Origin of the sequence: Nocardiopsis flavescens (genome assembly GCF_900141985.1) — a bacterium.
Lineage (GTDB): Bacteria > Actinomycetota > Actinomycetes > Streptosporangiales > Streptosporangiaceae > Nocardiopsis > Nocardiopsis flavescens.
Map to the genome: position 1 here is coordinate 1 of NZ_FQZK01000001.1, position 20314 is coordinate 20314.

A 20314-nucleotide genomic window follows, 5' to 3' on the forward strand; every position below is an offset into this window, starting at 1 on the left:
GACGAGCAGGTGGGCGTCGGTGAGGTGGGCGTAGCGGGTGCGGGCGGTGTGCAGGCGGGGGGCGAGATGGGGGGGTAGGTCGGCCAGGGGCGCGGCGGGGGTGGCGGGCAGGCCGGCCTCGGTGAGGGCGGTGTGCAGGTGGGGGTCGTCGTCGGCGGGGCGGGGGTGGCCGGTGACGGTGTGGGCGAGGGTGGTGGTGGGGGTGGCGGTGTGCAGGTGGGGGGTGGTGTGGGTGGTGATGCGGCCGTGGGCGGGGGCGGTGTGCCCGGTGAGCAGGTCGGTGAGGGTGGCGGTGTGGTCGGCGGGCAGGCCGATGAGGGCGACGTGTTCGCCGGGGTGGACGGTCAGGTCCAGGTGGGAGAGCAGGGGGGTGTGGGACACGTCGTGGAACTCGACGAGGGGGCGTGCGCCGGGTGCGTGGGTGGCGCGGCTGCGGTGCATGCGGTCGCGGTCGGTGAGCCTCACGGGTGTCCGTTCGTGGTGGTGGGGTGTCATGGGGCTGTGATCGCCCGGGGCGCGTGAGAGTTCTCGTTATCTGTTCGTGTCTTTCTTCTCATGGTGGGGGTCCTACCCACGGGCGGGGGTGTCCTTTTGCGTGGGGTGTGCGACCTTGCGGCCGCGGGTGGGCGGTGGTGGGGTGGCCTGTATGGAGCACGAGGTGGTGATCGTGGTCTTCGACGGGGTGCAGAGCCTGGACGTGTCGGGGCCGTTGGAGGTGTTCGCCGGGGCGGCGCGGGCGCCGGGCGGGCGGTACCGGGTGCGGGTGGCGTCGCTGGGCGGGGGCGCGGTGGCCTCGTCGAGCGGGCTGGGGCTGGTGCCGTCGGTGGCGTTGGAGGAGGTGGGGCGGATCGACACCCTGGTGGTGGCGGGGGGTGAGGGGGCGCGGGGGGAGGCGGATCCGGCGCTGGTGGCGTGGTTGGCGGGTGCGTGCGGGCGGGCGGGGCGGGTGGCGTCGGTGTGCACGGGGGCGTTCCTGCTGGCTCGGGCGGGGGTGTTGGAGGGGTTGCGGGTCACGACGCACTGGGCGTACTGCGAGGAGTTGGCGCGGCGGTTCCCGGGGGTGGAGGTGGTGGCGGATCCGATCTTCGTGCGGCAGGGGCGGGTGGTGACGTCGGCGGGGGTGAGCGCGGGGGTGGACCTGTCTTTGGCGCTGGTGGAGGAGGACCTGGGGCGGCGGGTGGCGCTGGCGGTGGCGCGGCACCTGGTGGTGTTCCTGCGCAGGCCGGGCGGGCAGGCGCAGTTCTCGGCTCCGTTGGCGCAGCAGTGGGCGCAGCGTCCGGCGGTGCGGGAGGTGCAGCACTGGATCGTGGAGCATCCGGGGGCGGACCTGTCGGTGCAGGCGCTGGCGGGGCGGGTGGGGTTGTCGGTGCGCCAGTTCGCGCGGGTGTTCGCCCGGCAGGTGGGGTGTACGCCGGGCCGGTATGTGGAGCGGGTGCGGGTGGAGGCGGCGCGGCGGTGGTTGGAGGAGTCCGAGGCGGGGGTGGAGGCGGTGGCGCGCCGGTGCGGGTTCGGGTCGGCGGAGGTGATGCGGCGGGTGTTCGTGAGGTCGCTGGGGTGTTCTCCGGCGGGGTATCGGAGCAGGTTCCACGGTGGAGGTGTGTGAGCGGTGCGGTTGGCGGTCGTGTTGTTCGAGGGTGTGACGGCGTTGGACGCGATCGGCCCCTATGAGGTGCTGGGGTCGCTGCCGGGGGTGGAGACGGTGTTCGTGGGTGAGCGGGCGGGGCCGGTGCGGGCGTCGGCGGGCGGGGTGGGGCTGGTGGTGGACGCGGCGTTCGGTGAGGTGGACGCGGCCGATCTGGTGGTGGTGCCGGGCGGGCCGGGGCAGGCGCAGCAGATGGGGGGTGCGCTGGTGGAGTGGGTCCGCCAGGTGGACGCGGGGTCGCGGTGGACGGCGTCGGTGTGCACGGGGTCGTTGATCCTGGCGGCGTCGGGGGTGCTGGCGGGGCGGCGTGCGGCCACGCACTGGTTGGCGGGCGGGGAGCTGGAGCGGTTGGGCGTGGTGCACGCGGCGGGGGAGCGGGTGGTGTTCGACGGCAAGTACGTGACGGCGGCGGGGGTGAGTGCGGGGATCGACATGGGGTTGGCGCTGGCGGGGGAGCTGATGGGGGACTTCGGGGCGCAGATGGCGCAGTTGGCGCTGGAGTACGATCCGGCGCCGCCGTTCGACGCGGGGTCGCCGGAGAAGGCGCCGCCGGAGGTGGTGGGGCTGGCGCGGGAGAGCCGGAGTTTCCTTTTGTGGGAGCGGGACCGGCCGGACTGGGCGTGAGGGGGGTCATGGTGGCCCCGGGGTCTGTCATGGGTATGGGATGGTTACCCCTTTCCCCTTGATGAGATGAGGCCGCGGTGAGCGAGCGGGACGAGGCCGGTGCGGTGCGGTCGTGGTATACGCGGTTCGCGGACCACTACGAGGCGGGGGGCGCGGACTCCTACGCGCGGATCGCCCGCGCGGTGGCGGGCGACGAGGAGCTGGTGGGGCTGGTGCTGACCCTGCCCGGGGGCAACAAGCGCCAGCCCAACCTGCTGCTGGGGGCGGTGCGGTTCCTGGGCGGGCCGGTGCGGGAGTGGGCGGCGTTTCGGGCGTGGACGGTGGAGCACTGGGCGGCGGTGCGCGCGGTGGTGCTGGAGCGGATGACCCAGACCAACGAGGTGCGCCGGTGTGCGGCGCTGATGCCGGTGCTGGCCACGTTGGAGGGGCCGCTGGGGCTGGTGGAGGTGGGGTCCTCGGCGGGGCTGTGCCTGTACCCGGACCGGTACGCGTACTCCTACGACGGCGGGGCGCCGGTCGGCGACTCCCCGCTGGTGCTGGAGTGCGCGACCTCGGGCGGGGTGCCGCTGCCGGGGCGGGTGGTGGAGGTGGCCTGGCGGGCGGGGGTGGACCTGAACCCGCTGGACGCCGCCGACGAGGGGGACGTTCGGTGGCTGGAGGCGCTGGTCTGGCCCGGTGCCCACGAGCGGGAGCGGCGCGAGCGGCTGCGGGCGGCGGCGTCGCTGGTCGCGGCGCAGGGGCCGGCGCCGGTGGTGGCCGGTGACCTGGTGGAGACGGTGGCGGAGCTGGTGGGGCGGGTTCCGTCGGGGGTGACGCCGGTGGTGTTCGGCGGGGCGGTGCTGACCTACCTGCCCCTGGCCGAGCGGGAGCGGTTCGCGCGGGTGGTGCGGGGGCTGCCCGGGCACTGGGTGTCGCTGGAGGGGTGGCGGGTGCTGCCGTGGCTGGAGGGGGCGCGCCCGGCCGAGCCGACGCATCTGACGGTGGCGGTGGACGAGCGGGTGGTGGGCTGGGCGGGGGAGCACGGCCAGTCCCTGGTCTGGGCCTGATCGGCGGGGGCGGTGCGGGGCGCGCCGCCCCCCGAGGGGGCGGGTCCGTCTCCTGTTTCCCGGTGGGGCCGGGGAGTATCCTGCGCGCCGGCCGGTCGTTCGGGGGCCGTCGTGGCCGCGGCGCCGCCTGAGCCGGGCGTGTGCTCGGTCCCGGGCTGTCCCGCTCCGGGTCCGGGGGGCGTACTCACGGCCGCCGACAGCGGGGCCGCCCTTGGGTCGGCGCATGGTCGCCTGCTGTGCTGAGGCAGGCGCTCGGTGCGCCCATCCGCGGGGTGCGGCACCCGCCCCCCGATGCCCGGGAGGGGGCGCGACCGCCCGCGGGCTCACCGGCCGGTGGTGAGGCGCCTGCGGCGCGGGGCCCTGTGGGCCCCGCCCGGTAGGGCGTCGCGGCGGGTGGTGTTCAGATCGGCGGAGCGGCCCGAAGGGGGCCGGGAGCCCTTCGGGCCCTGTTCACGCCCGGAGAGTGGTTCATTCCAGGGGTGCGGGAAGGCCGAACATCACCGTTTCCGAAGAACCGGCCGAGGTGGACCGGGCGAAAACGTTCCCGGTCGGCAGGGCCGTGTGACTCAGGAAGAAGGCGGCGGATCCCTGGTCGAGCCGGTCCGCGTCCACGGGAACGGGGACGGGGCTGCCGTCGCGGGTGTCGACCGCGGCCGGCGCCGGGTCCTCCCCGGTGTGGCCGTAGAAGAATCCGTGACGCAGGTAGTGGCCCCGGTCACGGTCCATGCGGACCTGGGTCCCCGCCTCCCACACGTCGGTTCCGTCGCTGACCCGAATCGCCCTGTCACCGGTCACGAAGATCCCGTCGTCCGCCCGGACGGGCCCGGACAGGTCGTAGTTCGCCAGTGCGAGCGCCCTCTCCTGGTCCGGGCCCGGGGCCTGGCGGTGCCACAGTTCCTCGCCGTCGGGGCCGAACGCGAACAGTTCGGTACCCCTCACGTTGCGGGAACCGAAATCGCCTTCGTTGGCGGCGACCTCCACCACCACGGCCGTTGCGTCGGCGACGACGTTGTACACCGCGTGCCCCTCCTCGATGGCGTACTCGCTGGAGACGGGGCGCGGGGCGGGCAGCGTCGCGTCGAAAAGGAGGCTTCCGTCGGCGGAGTCGTAGACGGCGATGGCCGGTCCCCTGGTCAGCACCAGTCGGCCGCCTCCCAGCATGGCCTGCTCGCTGGTCCTGTGGTCGGGGGACAGCATCGGTCTCACGGGCTCTTCCGGTGTCACCTCGGCCAGTGGGGTCGGACCGATGTCGAGGGCGGCCACCGTGCGTCCGTGGACGGTGTCCAGGAGGCTCCAGGAGCCGTCGAAGACCGCGACGCGGTCGGGGGTGTGGGGGTCGACCCGCAGGTGTGTGAAACCCGGAACGCACCAGAGCCGTTCCCCGGTCTCGATATCGAATCCCAGGAGTGCGTCGCGCGCACGGCCGGTGGGGCCCTCACCGGGGCTGAGGTGGACGATGAGCGTGTCGGCGAGGGCGTGCACACGGCCGCCGTGGTTCATTTCCGTGTTGTCGTCGCCGCCCCATCCGAACGCACCCGTGGTGCGGCTGTCGAGCGTCCACTTCACCCGGCCCTCGGCGGCGTCGTAGACGCCGAGGCCGTCCACGCCCGTCAGGACCACCGATGTGGAGTTGCCGGTGGCCGCCCCGCCCACGGGTACCGACCAGGCGGCTGTTCCGAAGGCCGCGTTGCCTTCGAAGGCCCTGGCCGCGTCCAGCAGGGGGGAGTTCTCGGCGTTGGCATCGCGCTGGTCCAGTGCACGCGCGTCGGGCCAGGTGGCGTCGGCTCCCTGCTGCACCGTGGGACGCGCGCACAGGGCGGCCCCGGCCGCCGGGGACCAGTACCAGGGCGACAGGGCCGCGGCGGCGGCCATCGTCGCCGTCGCGGCCGCCAGGGCCCGGGCGGCCGTTCTCCCGGGTCGTCCCGGGTCGCCGTCCGTCAGCCTGATCCAGGTCGGCACCCGGGCGGTGGCGGCGGCCGCGATGAGCACGGTGGCGCCGAGCGCTGCCGGTACCGGCCAGCCGGCCCAGCCGGCCCAGACCCCGGCGCCGAAGAGCACGATCTCTCCGAGGACCGGCAGGAGTCCCGGTACGCGGACCAGGGGTGTGCCGTCACGTCGGGGGATCTGGCACGTGATCAGGGCGAGTGCTCCGGCCGCCGCGGCCCCGGCCGCGACGGGTGAGAACACCGTGAGCGTCCACACCACCGCCGTCGAGGCTGCGAGCAGCGCCGCGCTGTGCAGGAGGGCCCGGCCGACGCCTGCGGGTGTCCGTGTCCGTGCAAGTCGTGTTGTGGAGGATTTCAGGGGCATTGCGAAAGCCTCCCACGGCGTGGCCGGCTTCTGGGACCGGTGGCGTTGCGGGGGCGGGGGCCGCGCGCCGGGCCGGTGTTCGAGGAGGGGCGGAGCGCGTATGCCGGAAAGCGGCGGTGGGCTGGTCGGCGGTGGGTGGAGGACACGGGCGAGCAGAGGGGCGAGGACGGTGTGCGCGGCCGGTCGGCCGACACGGGGAACCCCTGAGAGCGGCCCCACCCGCACCCCGGGCGGTGCCGTCCCGCGCGGCCTCGGTCCCGCCTCGGCCGGGCCCCGGTGGCCGGGACGGAACCCGGGGCAGCGCGCCCCCGGGCACGCGGGCGGGGCGGTCGGCCTGGAAGGTGCCGGGCGTGCCGACCGTCCCGTGCGGGTCCTGCCGGTCGGCCCGGCGAGGACGGCGCGGGGGGTGTCCGGCGTGCCGCCGTCACCCCGCGCGGGCAGGCCCCGTTCTCCCGACACGGGAGGGGATCCCGCGCCGCTCGTGGCGGGGCCGCCTTCGGCGGCGGCCCGCCCGGGTGCGGGCGTACGGCGGCGCCCGCGGCCCGGGGGGCCGCGGGCTCCGGTGCGTTCGGCTACTTCCTGCCGTCGTTGTGCCCGGGGTTCCAGTTCAGGGCGCTGGCGCGCTCCATGAACTCCTCGACGGTGATGTCGCCGCGGGCGAACCGGTCGGCGAGGGTGCGGCGGGCCTCGTACTCGGGCGGGGCGGGCCGGGGTCCGCTCACCCAGGGGGGCGGGCCGCCGCCGCGGCGGCGGATGAGGACGAACGCGGCGGCTGCCGCGGCGATGAGCAGCAGGCAGAACATGAGTGCTCCCAGGGGTGCGAAGGGCGGCGGTCCGTCGCCCCACGGGGGGCGGCCGGCCAGGTCGGTGATCAGGGCTGCGGTGTCCATGGGTTCCACTGTGGGCGGTGCGGGGGGTCGCGCGCGTCGCCCCGGGGGCGGCTCCGCGCCTACGTCGGCGGGCGTAGGACCGGCTGCGCCGCGCGGGCGATGCGCGGGGCGGGCGGGGAGCCTAGGGTCGGTGGGATGAGGAGAGTGCGGGCGGTCGCGGTGGACGCGGTGCTGGGGTCGGTGCTGGGCGCGGCGGCCGTGGTGGCGGTGCGCGCTCAGGCGGCGTGGCAGGGGTCGGGGGGTCCGTGGCGGGGCGGCCAGGGGCCGCCGTGGGCGGGCGGGGCGGGTCCGGAGTGGGGGCAGGTGCCCCCGGGGGTGTGGGCCGGGGTGGCGCTGCTGGTGGCGGCGGTGGCGGTGCGGCGGGTGCGTCCGCCGGCGGCGCTGGTGGCGGCGGGTGCGGGGGCGGCGGTGTTCCTGCTGGGCGGGGGGTCCCTGTCCCCGGTCGTGGTGGTGATGGGCGCCCTGGTGGTGTTCTCGGCGGCGGCGCGGATGGAGCCGGTCCGGTTCCTGTGCTGGGCGCTGCCCCCGGTGGTGGGTGCGGGGGTGCTCTCGCGGGCGGGTGAGCCGTGGTGGGGGCTGGCCGACGGGTCGGTGTGGGCCGCGGTGGCGGTGGCGGTGGGGGTGATGGCGCCCTGGGCCGGGGGCGGGGTGTTCGTGCGGGCGCGCCGGGAGGGGCGGCGCCGTGAGCGTGAGGCGGAGGTGGCCCGGCACCGGTACGAGGAGCGGTTGCGGATCGCCCGGGAGGTGCACGATCTGGTGGGGCACAGCCTGTCGGTGATCAGTATGCAGGCGGGGGTGGCGTTGCACGTGGTGGACCGGCGCCCGGAGCAGGCGGCGGTGGCGCTGTCGGCGATCCGGGACAGCAGCCGGTCGGCGCTGGAGGAGCTGCGGCGCACGCTGGCGGTGTTCCGGGGCGAGGAAGGCGCGGCGCTGGAGCCGGTGGCGGGGCTGGACCGGTTGGAGGGTGTGGTGCGGGAGATGGGGCGTGCGGGGTTGGTGGTGCGGGTGGAGCGGTCGGGGCGGGAGGTGGCGTTGCCGGGGGCGGTGGACCACGCGCTGCTGCGGATCGCCCAGGAGGGGTTGACGAACGTGCTGCGCCACGCCGGGGCCGGTGCGGCGGCGAGGGTGGAGGTGGTGTTCGGTGCCGGGCTGGTGCGCCTTGCGGTGTCCGACACCGGTGCGGGTCCGGGGGCGGGGTGGCGTGAGGGTGCGGGGATCGCGGGGATGCGTGAGCGGGCCGCGGGTGTGGGCGGGGAGTTGGAGGCCGGCCCGGGTGCGGGGGGCGGTTTCGTGGTGGAGGTGCGGGTTCCGGTGGAGGGGGGCGTGTGATGGCGGTGCGGGTGGTGGTGGCCGATGACCAGGCGCTGGTGCGGATGGGGTTGGGGGTGCTGATCGAGGCGGAGGAGGACCTGGAGCTGGTGGGTGAGGCGGCCGACGGGGCGGCGGCGCTGGCCCTGGTGCGTGAGGCGGTGCCCGACGTGGTGCTGATGGACGTGCGGATGCCGGTGATGGACGGGTTGGCGGCGCTGCGCGAGATCAGTGCGGACGCGGCGCTGGCGGGGGTGCGGGTGGTGGTGCTGACGACGTTCGAGCTGGACGAGTACGTGTTCGAGGCGTTGCGTGCGGGGGCGGCGGGGTTCGTGGTCAAGGACGCCGATCCGGGGGAGCTGTTGGAGGCGGTCCGGGTGGCGGCGCGGGGTGAGGCGTTGTTGTCGCCGTCGGTGACGCGGCGGGTGGTGGCGGCGTTCACGTCGTCGCGGCCGGCGGTGGGTCCGGTGGTGGACGTGGGGGTGTTGACCGAGCGGGAGCGGGAGGTGGTGGGGTTGGTGGGTGAGGGGTTGTCCAATGAGGAGATCGGGGCGCGGTTGGTGGTCTCGCCGGCGACGGCGCGCACCCATGTGTCGCGGGCGATGGTGAAGCTGGGGGCGCGGGACCGGGCGCAGTTGGTGGTGTTCGCGTTCCGGGCGGGTCTGGTGCGGTAGGTCAGCGGGTGAGGCGGTCCAGGGCCTGTACGGCGGTGGCGTGCAGGCCCTTGGTGTGTCCGGCGCCTTCGATGATGTGCAGGGTGGCGGCGGGCCAGCGCCGGGACAGGTGCCAGGCGGTGTCGGCGGGGCCGCTGATGTCGAGGCGGCCGTGGACGAGGGCGCCGGGCAGGTGGGCGATGCGGTGCATGGTGTCCAGGAGGTGGTCGTGGGGGAGGAAGGCGTGGTGGGCCCAGTAGTGGGTGACCAGACGGGCGAAGCGGAGCTGGAAGTCCAGGGGGCGGGTGGACAGGGAGGGTGTGGAGTCGGCGGTGGTGGCCATGTGGGTGTCCTCCCACCGGCACCAGGCGCGGGCGGCGCTCTCGCGGACGCGGGGGTCGGGGTCGGCGAGCAGGCGGGCGTAGGCGGCGGGCAGGCGGTGGGGGTCGGCGTCGGGGCCGGCGGCGTCGCGGAAGGCCTGCCACTGTTCGGGGAAGACGCGGCCCATGGCGTGGGTGAGCCAGTGCACCTCGGTGGCGGAGGTGGTGGTGACGGCGACCAGGACCAGGGCGCGGACCCGGTTGGGGTGGGCCTGGGCGTAGGCCAGGCCCAGGGTGGAGCCCCAGGAGGTGCCCAGGACCACCCAGGAGTCGATGCCGCGGGCGGTGCGCAGGGCCTCGATGTCGTCGATGAGGTGGGCGGTGGTGTTGGTGGTCAGGTCGGTGGTGGGCAGGCCGGCGTCGGGGGTGGAGCGGCCGGCACCGCGCTGGTCGAACAGGACGATGCGGTGGCGGTGGGGGTCGAAGAAGTTCACGAAGCCGGGGTGGGCGCCAGAGCCGGGGCCGCCGTGCAGGACCAGGCAGGGGGTGCCGTCGGGGGTGCCGTGTTCTTCCCAGTGGAGGGTGTTGTGATCGGTGACGGGCAGCAGGCCCTGGGTGCGCGGTGCGGTCATGGCGGCCTTTCGTGGTGGGGCGAGGGGCGATTTTAGCGGTGTTGGAGAGGAGTGGGGGCGGGCGCGGGGTCCGTGTCACCGTTCCTGCGGGGGGCGGGTGGAGGCAGGCGCGGACGCTGGGGGAGGCGGTGCGGGCCGTGGCGTAGTCGGGTGAGACGAATCCGGTGGTGGTGCGGGGGGTGCTGGCGGGGACCCCGGTGGAGGAGTTCGTGGACGCGGCGGCGCTGGCGCGCCTGGTGGTGGAGGGCGCGGTGCGGGCGCTGGTGCAGGTGGCGGAGGTGGTGTCGGTGGTGCAGGGGTGGGATCCGGCGGCGCGGCGGGCGCCCTGGGGTGAGGGGGAGCCGCGGGGGGCGAGGGCGGGTCCGGGGCGGCCCGCCCCCGCTTTTTTGTGTGCGGTGCGGGGTTGACCGCGCCCCTGGGGCGCGGTGTGCACTGGGCGCATGGATGTGGAGTGGACCCGTGGGGAGTTCGCCCGCCGCAGCGGGCTGACGGTCAAGGCGTTGCGCGTGTACGAGAGGTCGGGGCTGTTGCCGCCGGTGCGGGTGGGGGCGGGCGGCGGGTACCGGTGGTACGGGTCGGGGCAGGTGGAGCGGGCGGTGCGGATCCGGTTGCTGCGCCAGGCGGGGATGCCGCTGGCGCTGATCGGCCAGGTGCTGGAGCTGTCGGCGGAGGCGGCCCGGGAGCGGGTGGGGGCGTGGTGGGCGGGCCGGGAGGAGACGGTGGCGGCCCAGCGCCGGGTGCTGGCCGAGCTGGACCGGCGCCTGGACGGCGGGGGCGCGCAGGAGGAGGTCGACTGGCGGGTGCAGGAGCGGGTGTGGGAGCCGGTGCGGGCGCTGGCGGTGCGGGCGCGCACCGACCAGGTGCGGTTGGTGGAGACGTTCCGGGAGCGGGCCGCGTACCTGCGGCGGCTGCTGGTCGACCAGGGTGCGGCCCCGGGGGAGGAGACGTGGGTGTTCTACCCGGGTGTGGTGGGGGTGGAGACGGTGGGTGAGATCGAGGTGGCGGTGCCCTGCGCGGGCGGTGCGGACCCGATGGCCGACGCGGTGGTGCGGGTGGTGGGCGGGGGCCGGTGGGCGGTGTGCGAGGTGGTGCGCCGGGACTGCTTCCAGCCGCGGATCATGGGCGCCCACCGGGCGGTCGCGGCGGCGGCCGGGGCCGGCGGGGTGGGCTGTGAGGTGTACACGGGTGCCTGGGAGGGTGCCCGGGACGCGGTGGTGGCGCGGGTGGGCCGCCCGGTGGGGGGAGTGCTGTGAGCGGGGTGGGGCGGTGGGTGGAGCACGGTCTTTTCAGCGATCCGGGCGGCTACGCCGACCGGTTGCCGGCGGGGGGTGCGGCCCGGGTGGGGGTGCGGGTGCGGGAGATGCTGGTGCACTACCGGGCGGGCGGCGGGTGGGCGGCGGCCCACGCGCAGGTGGACCTGCGGTGGGTGGAGGCGATCCTGGGGGCGTCGGGGCGGGGCCCGGTGGTGGGGTGCTGTCGGGATTTCGCGCTGGTGACGGTGGCGGCGCTGCGTGCGCAGGGGGTGGCGGCCCGGACCCGGGTGGGGTTCGCCGGGTACCTGGAGGAGGGGTTCGGTGCCGATCACGTGGTGGCGGAGTACCACGACGGGGCGCGGTGGGTGCGGGTGGACACCCAGTTGGCGCCGGGGTCGGCGGGCGGGGTGGATCTGGGGGACCTGCCGGTGGACGATCCGGGGGTGTTCGCCTCGGCGGCACGGGTGTGGCGGGGGGTGCGGTCGGGGGAGCTGGACGGGGACCGGTTCGGTGTGGCCGCGGGGTCTGCTCTGCGGGGCGGGTGGCTGGTCGGGGACTACGTGTGGTTGGAGGCGGCGCACCGGTGCGGGTTCGAGGCGCTGTTGTGGGATGCGTGGGAGGGGATGGGGCCCTGGGCGGAGCAGGCGCGCACCGATGTGATGGCGGCGGCGCTGGCGGACGAGGACGAGGAGCGGATCGCGGGGCTGTGGGAGCGGTGGAGGCCGCGGGGGCGGGTGTGGTGCGCCTCGCCGTCGGGGTTTCGCGGTTGGGTGGACCTGGACGGGGGGCGGCGCGGGGGCGTGCGATGCTGAACGCCCGGGTCGTGTGGAGGGGGTCGTTGTGGGGGAGAGCGGTTTCGTGGAGTTCTGGGGTGAGCGGCGGCTGTGCACGCTGGCCTCGCCCCGGCCGGACGGGTCGATCCACCAGGTGCCGGTGGGGGCGACCTACGACGCGGACGCGGGTGTGGTGCGGGTGATCTCGGACGGGGGCAGTTTCAAGGCCCGGAACCTGGCGGCGCATCCGGGGGTGCGGGTGTCGGTGTCGCAGGTGGAGGGGCGGCGCTGGTGCACGGTGGAGGGGCCGGCGGTGGTCTCCGACGATCCGGAGCGGGTGGCCGAGGCGGTGCGCCGGTACGGGGAGCGGTACCGGGAGCCGCGGGTGAACCCGGGGCGGGTGGTCATCGAGATCGCGGTGGAGCGGGTGCTGGGCAACGTCCGCCCGCAGTAGCGGCGGGGTGCGGGCGGTGGGGCGGGGTGTGCGGTCCCCCGGGCACCGCGGTGGGGCGGCGGGTCGGCGGAAAACCGCTGGACCCGCGGGCCCGGGCGGGCCGATGATGCCCGGATGGTCGATCGACACTTCTTCGAGCCGGACCTGGCCGATCTGTACGACTACTTCCACCCCTGGGACTCCTCGCCCCAGAACGACTTCTACCTCGACCTGGTCCTGGGCTCCCCCGCCGTGCTGGACGTGGGCTGCGGCACCGGCCTGATCCTGCGCACCGCCCGCGAGCGGGGGCACACCGGGCGCCTGGTGGGCCTGGACCCGGCCGGGGCGATGCTGGCGGTGGGCCGCCGGGACCGCGGGGACATCGCGTGGGTCCGCGGCGACCTGCTCCGCGGCCCCTACGACGAGCCCGGCCGCGGCCCGTTCGCCGGCGGGTTCGACCTGGTGATGATGTCCGGGCACGCCTTCCAGGTGTTCACCTCCGACGAGGAGCTGCGGGCGGTCCTGGCCGCGGTGCGGCGGGCGCTGGCGCCGGGGGGCCGGTTCGTGTTCGAGACCCGCGACCCGGCGGCGCGGGGGTGGCGGGCGTGGGACCCCGAGCGGGTGCGGACCGTGCGGGGGCCGGGCGGGCGGCGGGCCACGTCGGTGCACCGGCTGCGGGAGGTGCGCGGGGACCTGGTGACCTTCACCAGCGATTATGTGCTGGAGGGGTGGGCGGAGCCGGTGGTCAGCCGCAGCACCCTGCGGTTCCTGGACGCCGCGGCCCTGGACGGGTTCCTGGCCGGGGCCGGGCTCGCCGTGCAGGAGCGGTACGGCGACTGGGACCGCACCCCGCCGACCGCCACCAGTACGGAGATCATCACTGTGGCCGGCCCCGCCTGAGGCGGGGCCGGGCCGGGTTCCGGTGGCCCGGATCGGGGCCGGGTGTGAGAGGGCGGCCCGGTGCGGGTGGACCGTGCCCGAGGCCGGCGGGGACGCCCGCGAGGGGGGTGAACGGTCCCGTGCGGTGCGGAACGGGCGGGGCGGGTGGTCGGGGGCGCCGTCCGCTCAGGCGGGGCGGGCCAGGGTGATGACCTCCGGCGAGGCCGGGGTCAGGGGGGTGCGGTCCCAGTCGCCGTAGCGGTGCGTGACGCGCAGCCCGGCGGCGGCGAGCAGGGTGTCCAGGTGGGGGGCGGTGACGAACCGCAGGGTGCTCACCGTGGCCGACAGCTCCCGGCCGTCGGCGTCGGCGGCGGTGGAGGTGAACGTCACCAGCCCTTCGGGGGTGAGGGGGCGGGCGTCGTGGGTGAGGGTGAGGGGCCGGCCGTCGGGCAGGGTCGCGGCCCGGGGGTGGTCGGGGGTCCACCGCTCCCAGGCGCGGGCGCCGGGGTTGCGGGTCTCGAACGCGACCAGCCCGCCGGGGTTCAGGGCGGTGCGCATGGCGGTGAGCGCGTCGAGGGCGGCGGTGTCGGTGAGGAGTTCCTGGAAGGCGTGGCCGGTCATGGTGACCAGGTCGAACCCGCCTTCCCGGGTGTGGGTGGACAGGTCGCCGCAGGCCCAGTCGACGTCGCGGGTGTGGGAGCGGGCGACCTCCAGCATGGCGACGGCGGGGTCCAGGCCCACCAGGCGGCCGGTGTGACCCCGCCGGCGGGCGGTGCGCAGGAGCAGGCCGGTGCCGCAGCCCGCGTCCAGGGCCGCGGGGGCGTCCATGACCAGGCCGAGGTAGAAGTCGTCGCAGGGCGCCCAGGGGTTGAAGACGTCGTAGAGGGAGGCGACGGCGGGGTCGTCGTAGGGGTTGTGCATCCGCCGAGTATGTCCAGGGCAGGGTGGGGTGCGCACCGGTTTTTTCGCGGGCGGCCCCCCGCGGCGGGCGTGTTCGGGGTGCTCCCGCTCCGCGGGGTGCCAGGCCCTGGGGCGGGGGCGGCGCCGGTGCGGACCTGCGGGTAGGTGCCCGCGGGGTGTTCGCTCCCGCGGTGACGGTTCGCCGGCCGGCGAAGTGTGGCGGTGGCATGCTGGGCGCCATGGCGACGCATGCTGATACGACGGCCGCGCTGGCGGCCCTGCTGGCGGACCCGACCCGGGCGGGGGTGTGCCTGGCGTTGGCGGACGGGCGGGCGTGGACGGCCACCGAGCTGTGCCGGCACACCGGGGTGGGGGCGTCCACGATGAGCGCCCATCTGGGGCGGCTGGTCGGCGGCGGGGTGCTGGTGGAGCGCCGCCAGGGCCGGCACCGGTACGTGGCCCTGGCCGATCCGGAGATCGCCGGGCTGGTGGAGGCGCTGGCGGCCCGGGCGGCGCCGGGTGCGGCGGTGGCGCCGACGCTGCGCGCCCACCGGGCGCAGGACGCGCTGGCCCGGGGGAGGACGTGTTACGACCACCTGGCCGGGGCGCTGGGGTGCGCGGTGGCGGAGGCGATGGTGCGGCGTGGGCTGCTCACCGCCGACCTGGGGGTGGGGGAGGAGGGGCGGGCGTGGTTCGCGGAGCTGGGGGCGCCGCTGCCGGAGCGGGGGCGGCGGCCGTTGGCGCGGGGGTGCCTGGACTGGACGGAGCGGCGCCGGCACCTGGCGGGGGCGGCGGGTGCGGTGCTGTGCGCGCACGTGTTCGCGGTGGGCTGGTGTGAGCGGGTGGGGTCCTCGCGGGCGGTGCGGTTGACGGCGGCGGGTCGGGCGGGGCTGGGGGAGGCGCTGGGGGGCGTGGACGTTTCGTCGGGGGGCGAAGCGTCCGCTGTCTAGGGTCGGCCGCATGACTTCTCCTACTCCCCCGGGGGCCGTGGTCGCGGCCGGGGTGACGGTTGTGTTGTGGGCGTCGGCGTTCGTGTCGATCCGGGTGGCCGGTGAGTTCTACTCGCCCGGGGCGCTGGCGCTGGGCCGGCTGGTGTCGGGTGCGGTGGTGCTGGTGGCGCTGTTGGCGGTGACCCGGTCGGGGTGGCCGCCGCGGGCGGCGTGGCCGGGGATCGCGGGTGCGGGGCTGCTGTGGTTCGGGGTGTACATGGTGGCGTTGAACTGGGGTGAGCGGGAGGTGGACGCGGGGACGGCGGCGCTGTTGGTGAACATCGGGCCGGTGGTGATCGCGTTGCTGGGGGTGGCGTGGCTGGGTGAGCGGTTGACGGGGTGGCTGGTGGCGGGCGGGCTGGTGGCGTTCGCGGGTGCGGTGGTGGTGGGGGTGACCACGGCCGGGCCGGGGCACGTGACGTGGACGGGGGTGATGCTGTGCCTGGTGGCGGCGGTGTCGTACGCGGTGGGGGTGGTGGCGCAGAAGCCGGCGCTGGCGCACGCGAGTCCGTTGCAGGTGTCGGGGTGGGGGTGTGTGGTGGGGGCGCTGGCGTGCCTGCCGTTCGCTCCGACGCTGGTGGCCGAGGTGGCGGCGGCGCCGTGGTGGGCGAGTGCGAACGTGCTGTATCTGGGGGTGTTCCCGACGGCGGTGGCGTTCACGACGTGGGGGTACGCGTTGTCGTACATGAGCGCGTCGCGGTTGGGGGCGGTGACGTACCTGGTGCCGGCGCTGGTCGTGGTGGTGTCGTGGGCGGTGCTGGGCGAGGTGCCCGCGGTGGGGGCGCTGGCGGGGGGCGTGCTGTGCCTGGTGGGGGTGGCGCTGTCGCGGCGGGGCCCGGTGGGCGGGCCGTCGCGGCCGGGGGTGGCGGTGCGGGGCTGACGCGGACGGCCGTCCCGGGCCCGGGACGGCCGGGCCTGTGCGCCCCGGTGTGGTGCGGCTTCGTCGGGCCGTGGCGTTGCAGGGGCGAGGGCCCGCTGGTCGACGGGTCGCTTCCGTTCGAGCGGTCCGGCGCTTGCACACCCCGCGTTGGGGCGCCATCGGCGGCCGGGCCTGTGCGCCCCGGCCCCGGACGTGGTGGCGGGGCCGCCGCGGTGCCTGCGCGGCCGGGGAGCGTCCCCGGGGCCGTGGGAGGATGTGCCCCCCACCACAGGAAGAGGCCCCGTGCGATCCCTGCTCACCCGTGTTCCCGCCCTGCTGGGCGACCCGGACCCGGCCCTGGACGTGCGCGAGCTGCGCGGCGGCACCAAGAAGGGCGTGTGGCGCCTGACCCTGGCCGGCGGCTCCACCGTCGTGGCCTACCTCTGGCACCCCGACCACGACGGGTGGCCCGCCGGGTCCGCGCCCGCCGACCCGGCCGACCCGTTCTCCCATGCGAGCGGCCCCGAGCTGTTCGCCGCCGCCCGCGCCCACCTCGTGGAGGCGGGGGTGCGGGTCCCCGACCTGTACGCCCTGGACGGTTCCGGGCCGGGGACGCTGGCGGTGGTGGAGGACGCCGGGCCCACCCTCGAACACCTGCTGGCGGCCGACCCGGCCGGGGCCGCACCGGTCCTGGAGCACCTGGCCGGCGGGGTGCGGGCCCTGCACGCGCGCACCCGGGCCGGGTTCGGCGGGCTGACCCGCCCGGCCGTCGGCGGCTCCTGCCACGGCGTCGTCCTGGAGCGGGCGCTGGCCGACCTGGAGGAGGCCGCCGGCCTGGACGCGCGCGCCGCGGCGGCGCGCCCCCGGCTGGAGGAGGAGCTGCACGCGCGGGCGGCGCGGGTGCGCCCCCGCGGCGGAGGGTACGCGCTGGTCCACGGCGAGCTGGGGCCCGACCACGTCCTGGCCGCGCCCGGCGGGCAGGCGGTGCTCATCGACATCGAGGGCCTGATGTACTTCGACGCGGAGTGGGAGCACGTGTTCCTGCGGCTGCGGTTCGGCGACCTGTACCCGCGGCTGGCCGTCGCGGACCTGGACCCCTGCCGGATGGACCTGTACGCCCTGGCCCTGGACCTGAGCCTGGTGGCGGGGCCGCTGCGGTACCTGCGCGGGCCGGCGGTGCGCGGGCGCGAGGAGATGGCGCGGATCGCCGAGTACGCCCTGGGGCGGGCCCTGGCCCCGGGGCCGGGGCGGGCGGGCTGGTAGGACAGGGGGATGGACGAGCTGCGCCACCTGTGGAACACCGAGACCGTCTGGCTCAACACCGCCCAGTACGGCATCCCGCCGGCCACGGTGCGGGCCGCTTTGGACGCCCATCTGGACTCCTGGGCGGCGGCCACCGCCGACCCGGCCCACTGGTGGCGCGGGACGGGGCTGGCCCGTGAGCGGCTGGGCTCCCTGCTGGGGGTGCCCGCCGGGGACATCGCCCTGGGTGCGGCCACTTCCCAGATGTTGGGGACGGTGGCGGCGTCGCTGCCGCGGACGGCGACGGTGCTGGTGCCCGAGGGCGAGTTCGCGTCGGTGCTGTTCCCCTTCCTGGAGCGGGGGGTGCGGGTGCGCACCGCGCCGCTGGAGCGGCTCGCCGACGCCGTGGGGTCGGGGTGCGACGCGGTGGCGTTCAGTGTGGTGCACGCGGCGACCGGGGCGGTGGCGCCGGTGGGCGACATCGTGGCGGCGGCGCGCGGGTGCGGGGCGCTGGTGGTGGGGGACGCCACGCAGGCGGCGGGGTGGCTGCCGTTGGCGGCGACCGGGTTCGACGTGCTGGTGGGGACCACCTACAAGTGGCTGATGACCCCCCGCGGGCTGGCCTACGCCTATGTGGCGCCCGCGCTGGGGGAGCGGATGGGCTCCCCCGGTGCGGGGCCGGCCGCGTCGGCGGATCCGGGGGCGCTGTTCGCCGACCGGTTCGTGCCCGCCCCCGGGGCGCGCAGGTTCGACACCTCCCCCAATTGGATGGCGCACGCGGCGGCGGTGGCGTCGCTGGACGTGCTGCTGGGGGTGGGGGTGGAGCGGGTGTACGCGCACGACACGGGGCTGGCCGACCGGTTCCGGGCGCGGTTGGGGCTGGGGCCGGGCGGGTCGGCGATCGCGTCGGTGGAGGTGCCCGGGGCGCACGGGCTGCTGGCGCGGGCGGGGGTGGTGAGCACGGTGCGCGGGGGCCGTACCCGGGTGGCGTTCCACCTGTACAACACGGTGGAGGACGCCGACCGGGCGGCGGCCGCGCTGGTGGGCTGATCCCGCCCGCGGGGGCCGCGGGCGGGGGTGTCCGCGGGTGTCGGTGACGGTGGCCGCCGTACGGTAACGGCCGGTGAACGCGGAGTGAGGGGCCCGCCGGTGTTCGGTGACGGGGTGTGCGCGGGGGTGGTCAGCCGGTGCGGGCGGGTACCGGGACGCGGTCCAGGTCCTGGGCGAGGGTGAGGGTGCCGTCGAATTCTTGGGCGGCCTGTTCCAGGAAGAGCGGGTCGTGTTCGGCGCCGTAGCGTTCGGAGATGTGGGTGAGCACGACCGAGCGGGCTCCGGCGCGGGCGGCGACGCGCCCGGCCTGGCGTGCGGTGAGGTGGCCGTGGGAGGCGGCCAGGTGTTCCTCGGAGTCCAGGTAGGTGGACTCGATGACGAGCAGGTCGGCGCCGCGGGCGAGTTCGACGGCGCCGGGGCAGTCGGCGGTGTCCATGACGAACGCCATCACCTGGCCGGGGCGGGGCTGGGCGCAGTCGGCGAGCGCCACGCGGTGGCCGTCGGGTGCGTCCACCCACCCCTGGCGTTGCAGGAGGGAGATGAGGGGGCCGGTGACGCCGTGGGCTGTGAGCCGGTCGGGGAGCATGCGCCACCCGTCGGGTTCGGCGATGCGGTACCCGTAGCAGGGCAGGGAGTGTTCCAGGGGCAGGGCGGTGATGCGCAGGTCGGTCTCGCCCAGCGGGCAGGCGCCGTCCCCGGCGACGGGTTGGGGGACGATGCGCGCGGTGTCGTGGAAGGCGGTGGCGTGGCGCAGCCGCTCGAAGTACGCCGCGCCCTGGGCGGGGTGGGCGACGGGGACCCGGTGGGGGACGCCGTCGCGGGAGATGCGCTGGATGGTGCCGGGCAGGCCCAGGCTGTGGTCGCCGTGGAAGTGGGTGATGCAGATGCGGGTGATGTCGTGGGCGGACAGTCCGGCCGCGCGCATCTGGCGTTGGGTGCCCTCGCCGGGGTCGAAGAGGATGCCGTGGCCGTCCCAGCGCAGGAAGTAGCCGTTGTGGTTGCGGCGGGGGGTGGGGACGGCGCTGGAGGTGCCCAGGACGGTGAGCTCGCGTGCGGACATGGGGTGCATCCTGTCACGCGTCCGGGCGGCGGGGCGCGTGTTTTTCCGCGGGGTGGGGGCGGTCCAGGGCCGGGCGGGAGGCGGCCGGGCCCTCGTGTCCGCACCGGTGCGGGCCCGGCGTCGCGGGACGCCCCCGGGGGGCCGGGATTTCGGCCGGCCGCCTCGGTCGCCGCCCGGCTGGAGCGGATGGCGGTGCGGCCGGAGGGCCGCGACCACTGTCGGCGGTCCCGGGCCCGGGTGTGCAGGTCCCGGGCCGGGCCGCCGCTCAGCGCAGGCGCTTGAGGGCGGCGGGGGTGAGGTCGGCCGGGGTCGGGTAGCCGTTGACCGCCATGAGCAGGTCGGCCTCGGCCAGCAGCGCCCGCAGGGTGTGCACCAGGCCGGGGAGGCCGCCCACCGCCAGGGCGTAGGCGTAGGGGCGGCCCACCGCGACCGCGGTGGCGCCCAGGGCCAGGGCCTTGACGATGTCGGTGCCCGAGCGGATCCCGGAGTCGAAGATGACGGGCAGGTCGGTGGCGGCGGCGACCTCGGGCAGGCATTCCAGGGCGGGGATGCCGCCGTTGGCCTGGCGGCCGCCGTGGTTGGAGCAGTACAGGGCGTCCACTCCCCCGTCGGCGGCGCGGCGGGCGTCGTCGGGGTGGCAGATGCCCTTGACGATGAGGGGCAGGTCGGTGAGGGAGCGCAGCCAGGGCAGGTCGTCCCAGGTGAGGGGGTTGCCGAAGAGTCCGGCCCAGGTGGCGACCACCTGGTCGGGGGTGGGGTCGGGGCCCACGAGTTCCTGGAAGACGGGGTCGGAGGTGTAGTTGGCCAGGCAGTGGCCGCGCAGCTGGGGGAAGTTGGCGGTGGCCAGGTCGCGGGGGCGCCAGCCGGTGATCCAGGTGTCCAGGGTGACGACCAGGGCCCGGAACCCGGCCTGTTCGGCGCGGCGCACCAGGCTGGCGGCCAGGTCGCGGTCGGTGGGGGTGTAGAGCTGGAACAGGCCGGGGGTGTCGCCCAGGTGGGGGGCGACGTCCTCCATGGGGTCCTGGGTGAGGGTGGAGGCGACCATGGGCACGCCGGTGGCGGCGGCGGCCCGGGCGGTGGCGATGTCGCCGCGGCGGTCCTGGGAGCACAGGCCGATGACGCCGACGGGGGCCATGAGCAGGGGTGAGGGCAGGGGGATGCCGCACAGGTCCACCGACAGGTCGCGGCGGTCGGCGCCGACGAACATGCGCGGGTACAGGCCCCAGTCGGTGAAGGCGGCGGCGTTGGCGTCCTGGGTGTGCTCGTCGCCGGCGCCTCCGGCGACGTAGGACCACAGGCCGGGGGGCAGGGCGCGCTGGGCGCGTTCGGCCAGTTCGGTGAAGGTCATGGGGTGGTCGGGGACGGTGCCGGTGAGGCCGTTGAGGTAGATCTCCAGCTGGTAGTCGCCGGGGTGCATGGTGGTCTCCGCCGGGTCGGGGGGTGTGGTGTGG

Annotated in this window: 21 protein-coding genes; 14 read left to right on the forward strand and 7 right to left on the reverse strand. The window is 76.3% G+C overall.

Annotated elements, in window-relative coordinates:
* Positions 1 to 495 (reverse strand): ABC transporter ATP-binding protein/permease (locus BUE45_RS00005; RefSeq protein WP_143173220.1); only part of this gene is annotated, 495 nt, incomplete at its 3' end.
* Positions 496 to 646: 151 nt separating this feature from the next.
* On the opposite strand from BUE45_RS00005, the gene BUE45_RS00010 reads away from it, so the two are divergent.
* The 3 genes from BUE45_RS00010 to BUE45_RS00020 all read left to right on the forward strand — a co-directional run bounded on the left by BUE45_RS00010 (position 647) and on the right by BUE45_RS00020 (position 3312).
* Entirely contained in the window at positions 647 to 1603 is a 957-nt protein-coding gene (locus BUE45_RS00010) for a GlxA family transcriptional regulator (protein ID WP_073375155.1), read from the forward strand.
* Positions 1604 to 1606: 3 nt separating this feature from the next.
* Positions 1607 to 2266, forward strand: a complete 660-nt coding sequence (locus tag BUE45_RS00015; RefSeq protein WP_073373642.1) for a DJ-1/PfpI family protein — start codon at positions 1607 to 1609, stop codon at positions 2264 to 2266.
* 77 nt (positions 2267 to 2343) lie between these two features.
* Positions 2344 to 3312, forward strand: a complete 969-nt coding sequence (locus BUE45_RS00020; RefSeq protein WP_073373644.1) for a DUF2332 domain-containing protein — start codon at positions 2344 to 2346, stop codon at positions 3310 to 3312.
* A 468-nt stretch (positions 3313 to 3780) separates the two neighbouring features.
* On the opposite strand, the gene BUE45_RS00025 is transcribed toward BUE45_RS00020, so the two are convergent.
* Positions 3781 to 5622: a PQQ-binding-like beta-propeller repeat protein gene (locus BUE45_RS00025; RefSeq protein ID WP_143173221.1), complete on the reverse strand. Its 1842-nt coding sequence runs from the start codon at positions 5620 to 5622 to the stop codon at positions 3781 to 3783.
* A gap of 572 nt (positions 5623 to 6194) precedes the next feature.
* The gene (locus tag BUE45_RS00030; protein WP_073373648.1) at positions 6195 to 6512 is read right to left on the reverse strand and encodes an SHOCT domain-containing protein; all 318 of its coding nucleotides are present in this window, start codon (positions 6510 to 6512) and stop codon (positions 6195 to 6197) included.
* Between the two features lie 135 nt (positions 6513 to 6647).
* On the opposite strand from BUE45_RS00030, the gene BUE45_RS00035 reads away from it, so the two are divergent.
* Together BUE45_RS00035 and BUE45_RS00040 are read left to right on the forward strand one after the other, a co-directional pair.
* Entirely contained in the window at positions 6648 to 7841 is a 1194-nt protein-coding gene (locus BUE45_RS00035; protein WP_073373650.1) for a sensor histidine kinase, read from the forward strand.
* Complete coding sequence (locus BUE45_RS00040; protein ID WP_073375157.1) at positions 7841 to 8494, forward strand: response regulator; 654 nt, start codon at positions 7841 to 7843, stop codon at positions 8492 to 8494. The genes BUE45_RS00035 and BUE45_RS00040 overlap by 1 nt, the downstream gene beginning before the upstream one ends.
* Position 8495: 1 nt before the next feature.
* On the opposite strand, the gene pip is transcribed toward BUE45_RS00040, so the two are convergent.
* Complete coding sequence (gene pip / locus BUE45_RS00045; protein WP_073373652.1) at positions 8496 to 9425, reverse strand: prolyl aminopeptidase; 930 nt, start codon at positions 9423 to 9425, stop codon at positions 8496 to 8498.
* A gap of 167 nt (positions 9426 to 9592) precedes the next feature.
* On the opposite strand from pip, the gene BUE45_RS00050 reads away from it, so the two are divergent.
* From BUE45_RS00050 to BUE45_RS00070, 5 genes are all read left to right on the forward strand, one after another.
* Positions 9593 to 9832, forward strand: a complete 240-nt coding sequence (locus tag BUE45_RS00050) for a hypothetical protein (protein ID WP_178378413.1) — start codon at positions 9593 to 9595, stop codon at positions 9830 to 9832.
* A gap of 33 nt (positions 9833 to 9865) precedes the next feature.
* Positions 9866 to 10678 carry a MerR family transcriptional regulator gene (locus BUE45_RS00055; RefSeq protein WP_073373655.1) on the forward strand — a complete coding sequence of 271 codons (813 nt, stop codon included), beginning with the start codon at positions 9866 to 9868 and terminating at the stop codon, positions 10676 to 10678.
* Between the two features lie 17 nt (positions 10679 to 10695).
* Positions 10696 to 11490, forward strand: coding sequence for a transglutaminase-like domain-containing protein (locus tag BUE45_RS00060; RefSeq protein ID WP_245832664.1), 795 nt, complete (start codon positions 10696 to 10698; stop codon positions 11488 to 11490).
* A 28-nt stretch (positions 11491 to 11518) separates the two neighbouring features.
* A complete protein-coding gene (locus BUE45_RS00065; RefSeq protein WP_073373657.1) occupies positions 11519 to 11905 on the forward strand; it encodes a pyridoxamine 5'-phosphate oxidase family protein in 387 nt (128 codons plus the stop codon).
* A gap of 114 nt (positions 11906 to 12019) precedes the next feature.
* Positions 12020 to 12784, forward strand: coding sequence for a class I SAM-dependent DNA methyltransferase (locus BUE45_RS00070; RefSeq protein ID WP_073373659.1), 765 nt, complete (start codon positions 12020 to 12022; stop codon positions 12782 to 12784).
* A 165-nt stretch (positions 12785 to 12949) separates the two neighbouring features.
* Here BUE45_RS00070 and BUE45_RS00075 read toward each other — a convergent pair whose 3' ends face one another.
* Positions 12950 to 13684, reverse strand: coding sequence for a class I SAM-dependent methyltransferase (locus tag BUE45_RS00075; RefSeq protein WP_073373661.1), 735 nt, complete (start codon positions 13682 to 13684; stop codon positions 12950 to 12952).
* Between the two features lie 218 nt (positions 13685 to 13902).
* Between BUE45_RS00075 and BUE45_RS00080 the strand changes: the two genes are divergently transcribed.
* From BUE45_RS00080 to BUE45_RS00095, 4 genes are all read left to right on the forward strand, one after another.
* Complete coding sequence (locus BUE45_RS00080) at positions 13903 to 14613, forward strand: ArsR/SmtB family transcription factor (protein WP_218619470.1); 711 nt, start codon at positions 13903 to 13905, stop codon at positions 14611 to 14613.
* 10 nt (positions 14614 to 14623) lie between these two features.
* Entirely contained in the window at positions 14624 to 15532 is a 909-nt protein-coding gene (locus tag BUE45_RS00085) for a DMT family transporter (RefSeq protein WP_073373666.1), read from the forward strand.
* 282 nt (positions 15533 to 15814) lie between these two features.
* Complete coding sequence (locus BUE45_RS00090) at positions 15815 to 16774, forward strand: phosphotransferase (RefSeq protein WP_073373668.1); 960 nt, start codon at positions 15815 to 15817, stop codon at positions 16772 to 16774.
* A 9-nt stretch (positions 16775 to 16783) separates the two neighbouring features.
* Entirely contained in the window at positions 16784 to 17803 is a 1020-nt protein-coding gene (locus BUE45_RS00095) for an aminotransferase class V-fold PLP-dependent enzyme (protein WP_073373670.1), read from the forward strand.
* Positions 17804 to 17933: 130 nt separating this feature from the next.
* Here BUE45_RS00095 and BUE45_RS00100 read toward each other — a convergent pair whose 3' ends face one another.
* Together BUE45_RS00100 and BUE45_RS00105 are read right to left on the reverse strand one after the other, a co-directional pair.
* Positions 17934 to 18863: a ribonuclease Z gene (locus tag BUE45_RS00100; protein ID WP_073373672.1), complete on the reverse strand. Its 930-nt coding sequence runs from the start codon at positions 18861 to 18863 to the stop codon at positions 17934 to 17936.
* Between the two features lie 265 nt (positions 18864 to 19128).
* Positions 19129 to 20280 (reverse strand): alpha-hydroxy-acid oxidizing protein, encoded by a 1152-nt coding sequence (locus BUE45_RS00105; RefSeq protein WP_073373674.1) that lies wholly within the window; start codon positions 20278 to 20280, stop codon positions 19129 to 19131.
* Positions 20281 to 20314 lie beyond the last annotated feature (34 nt).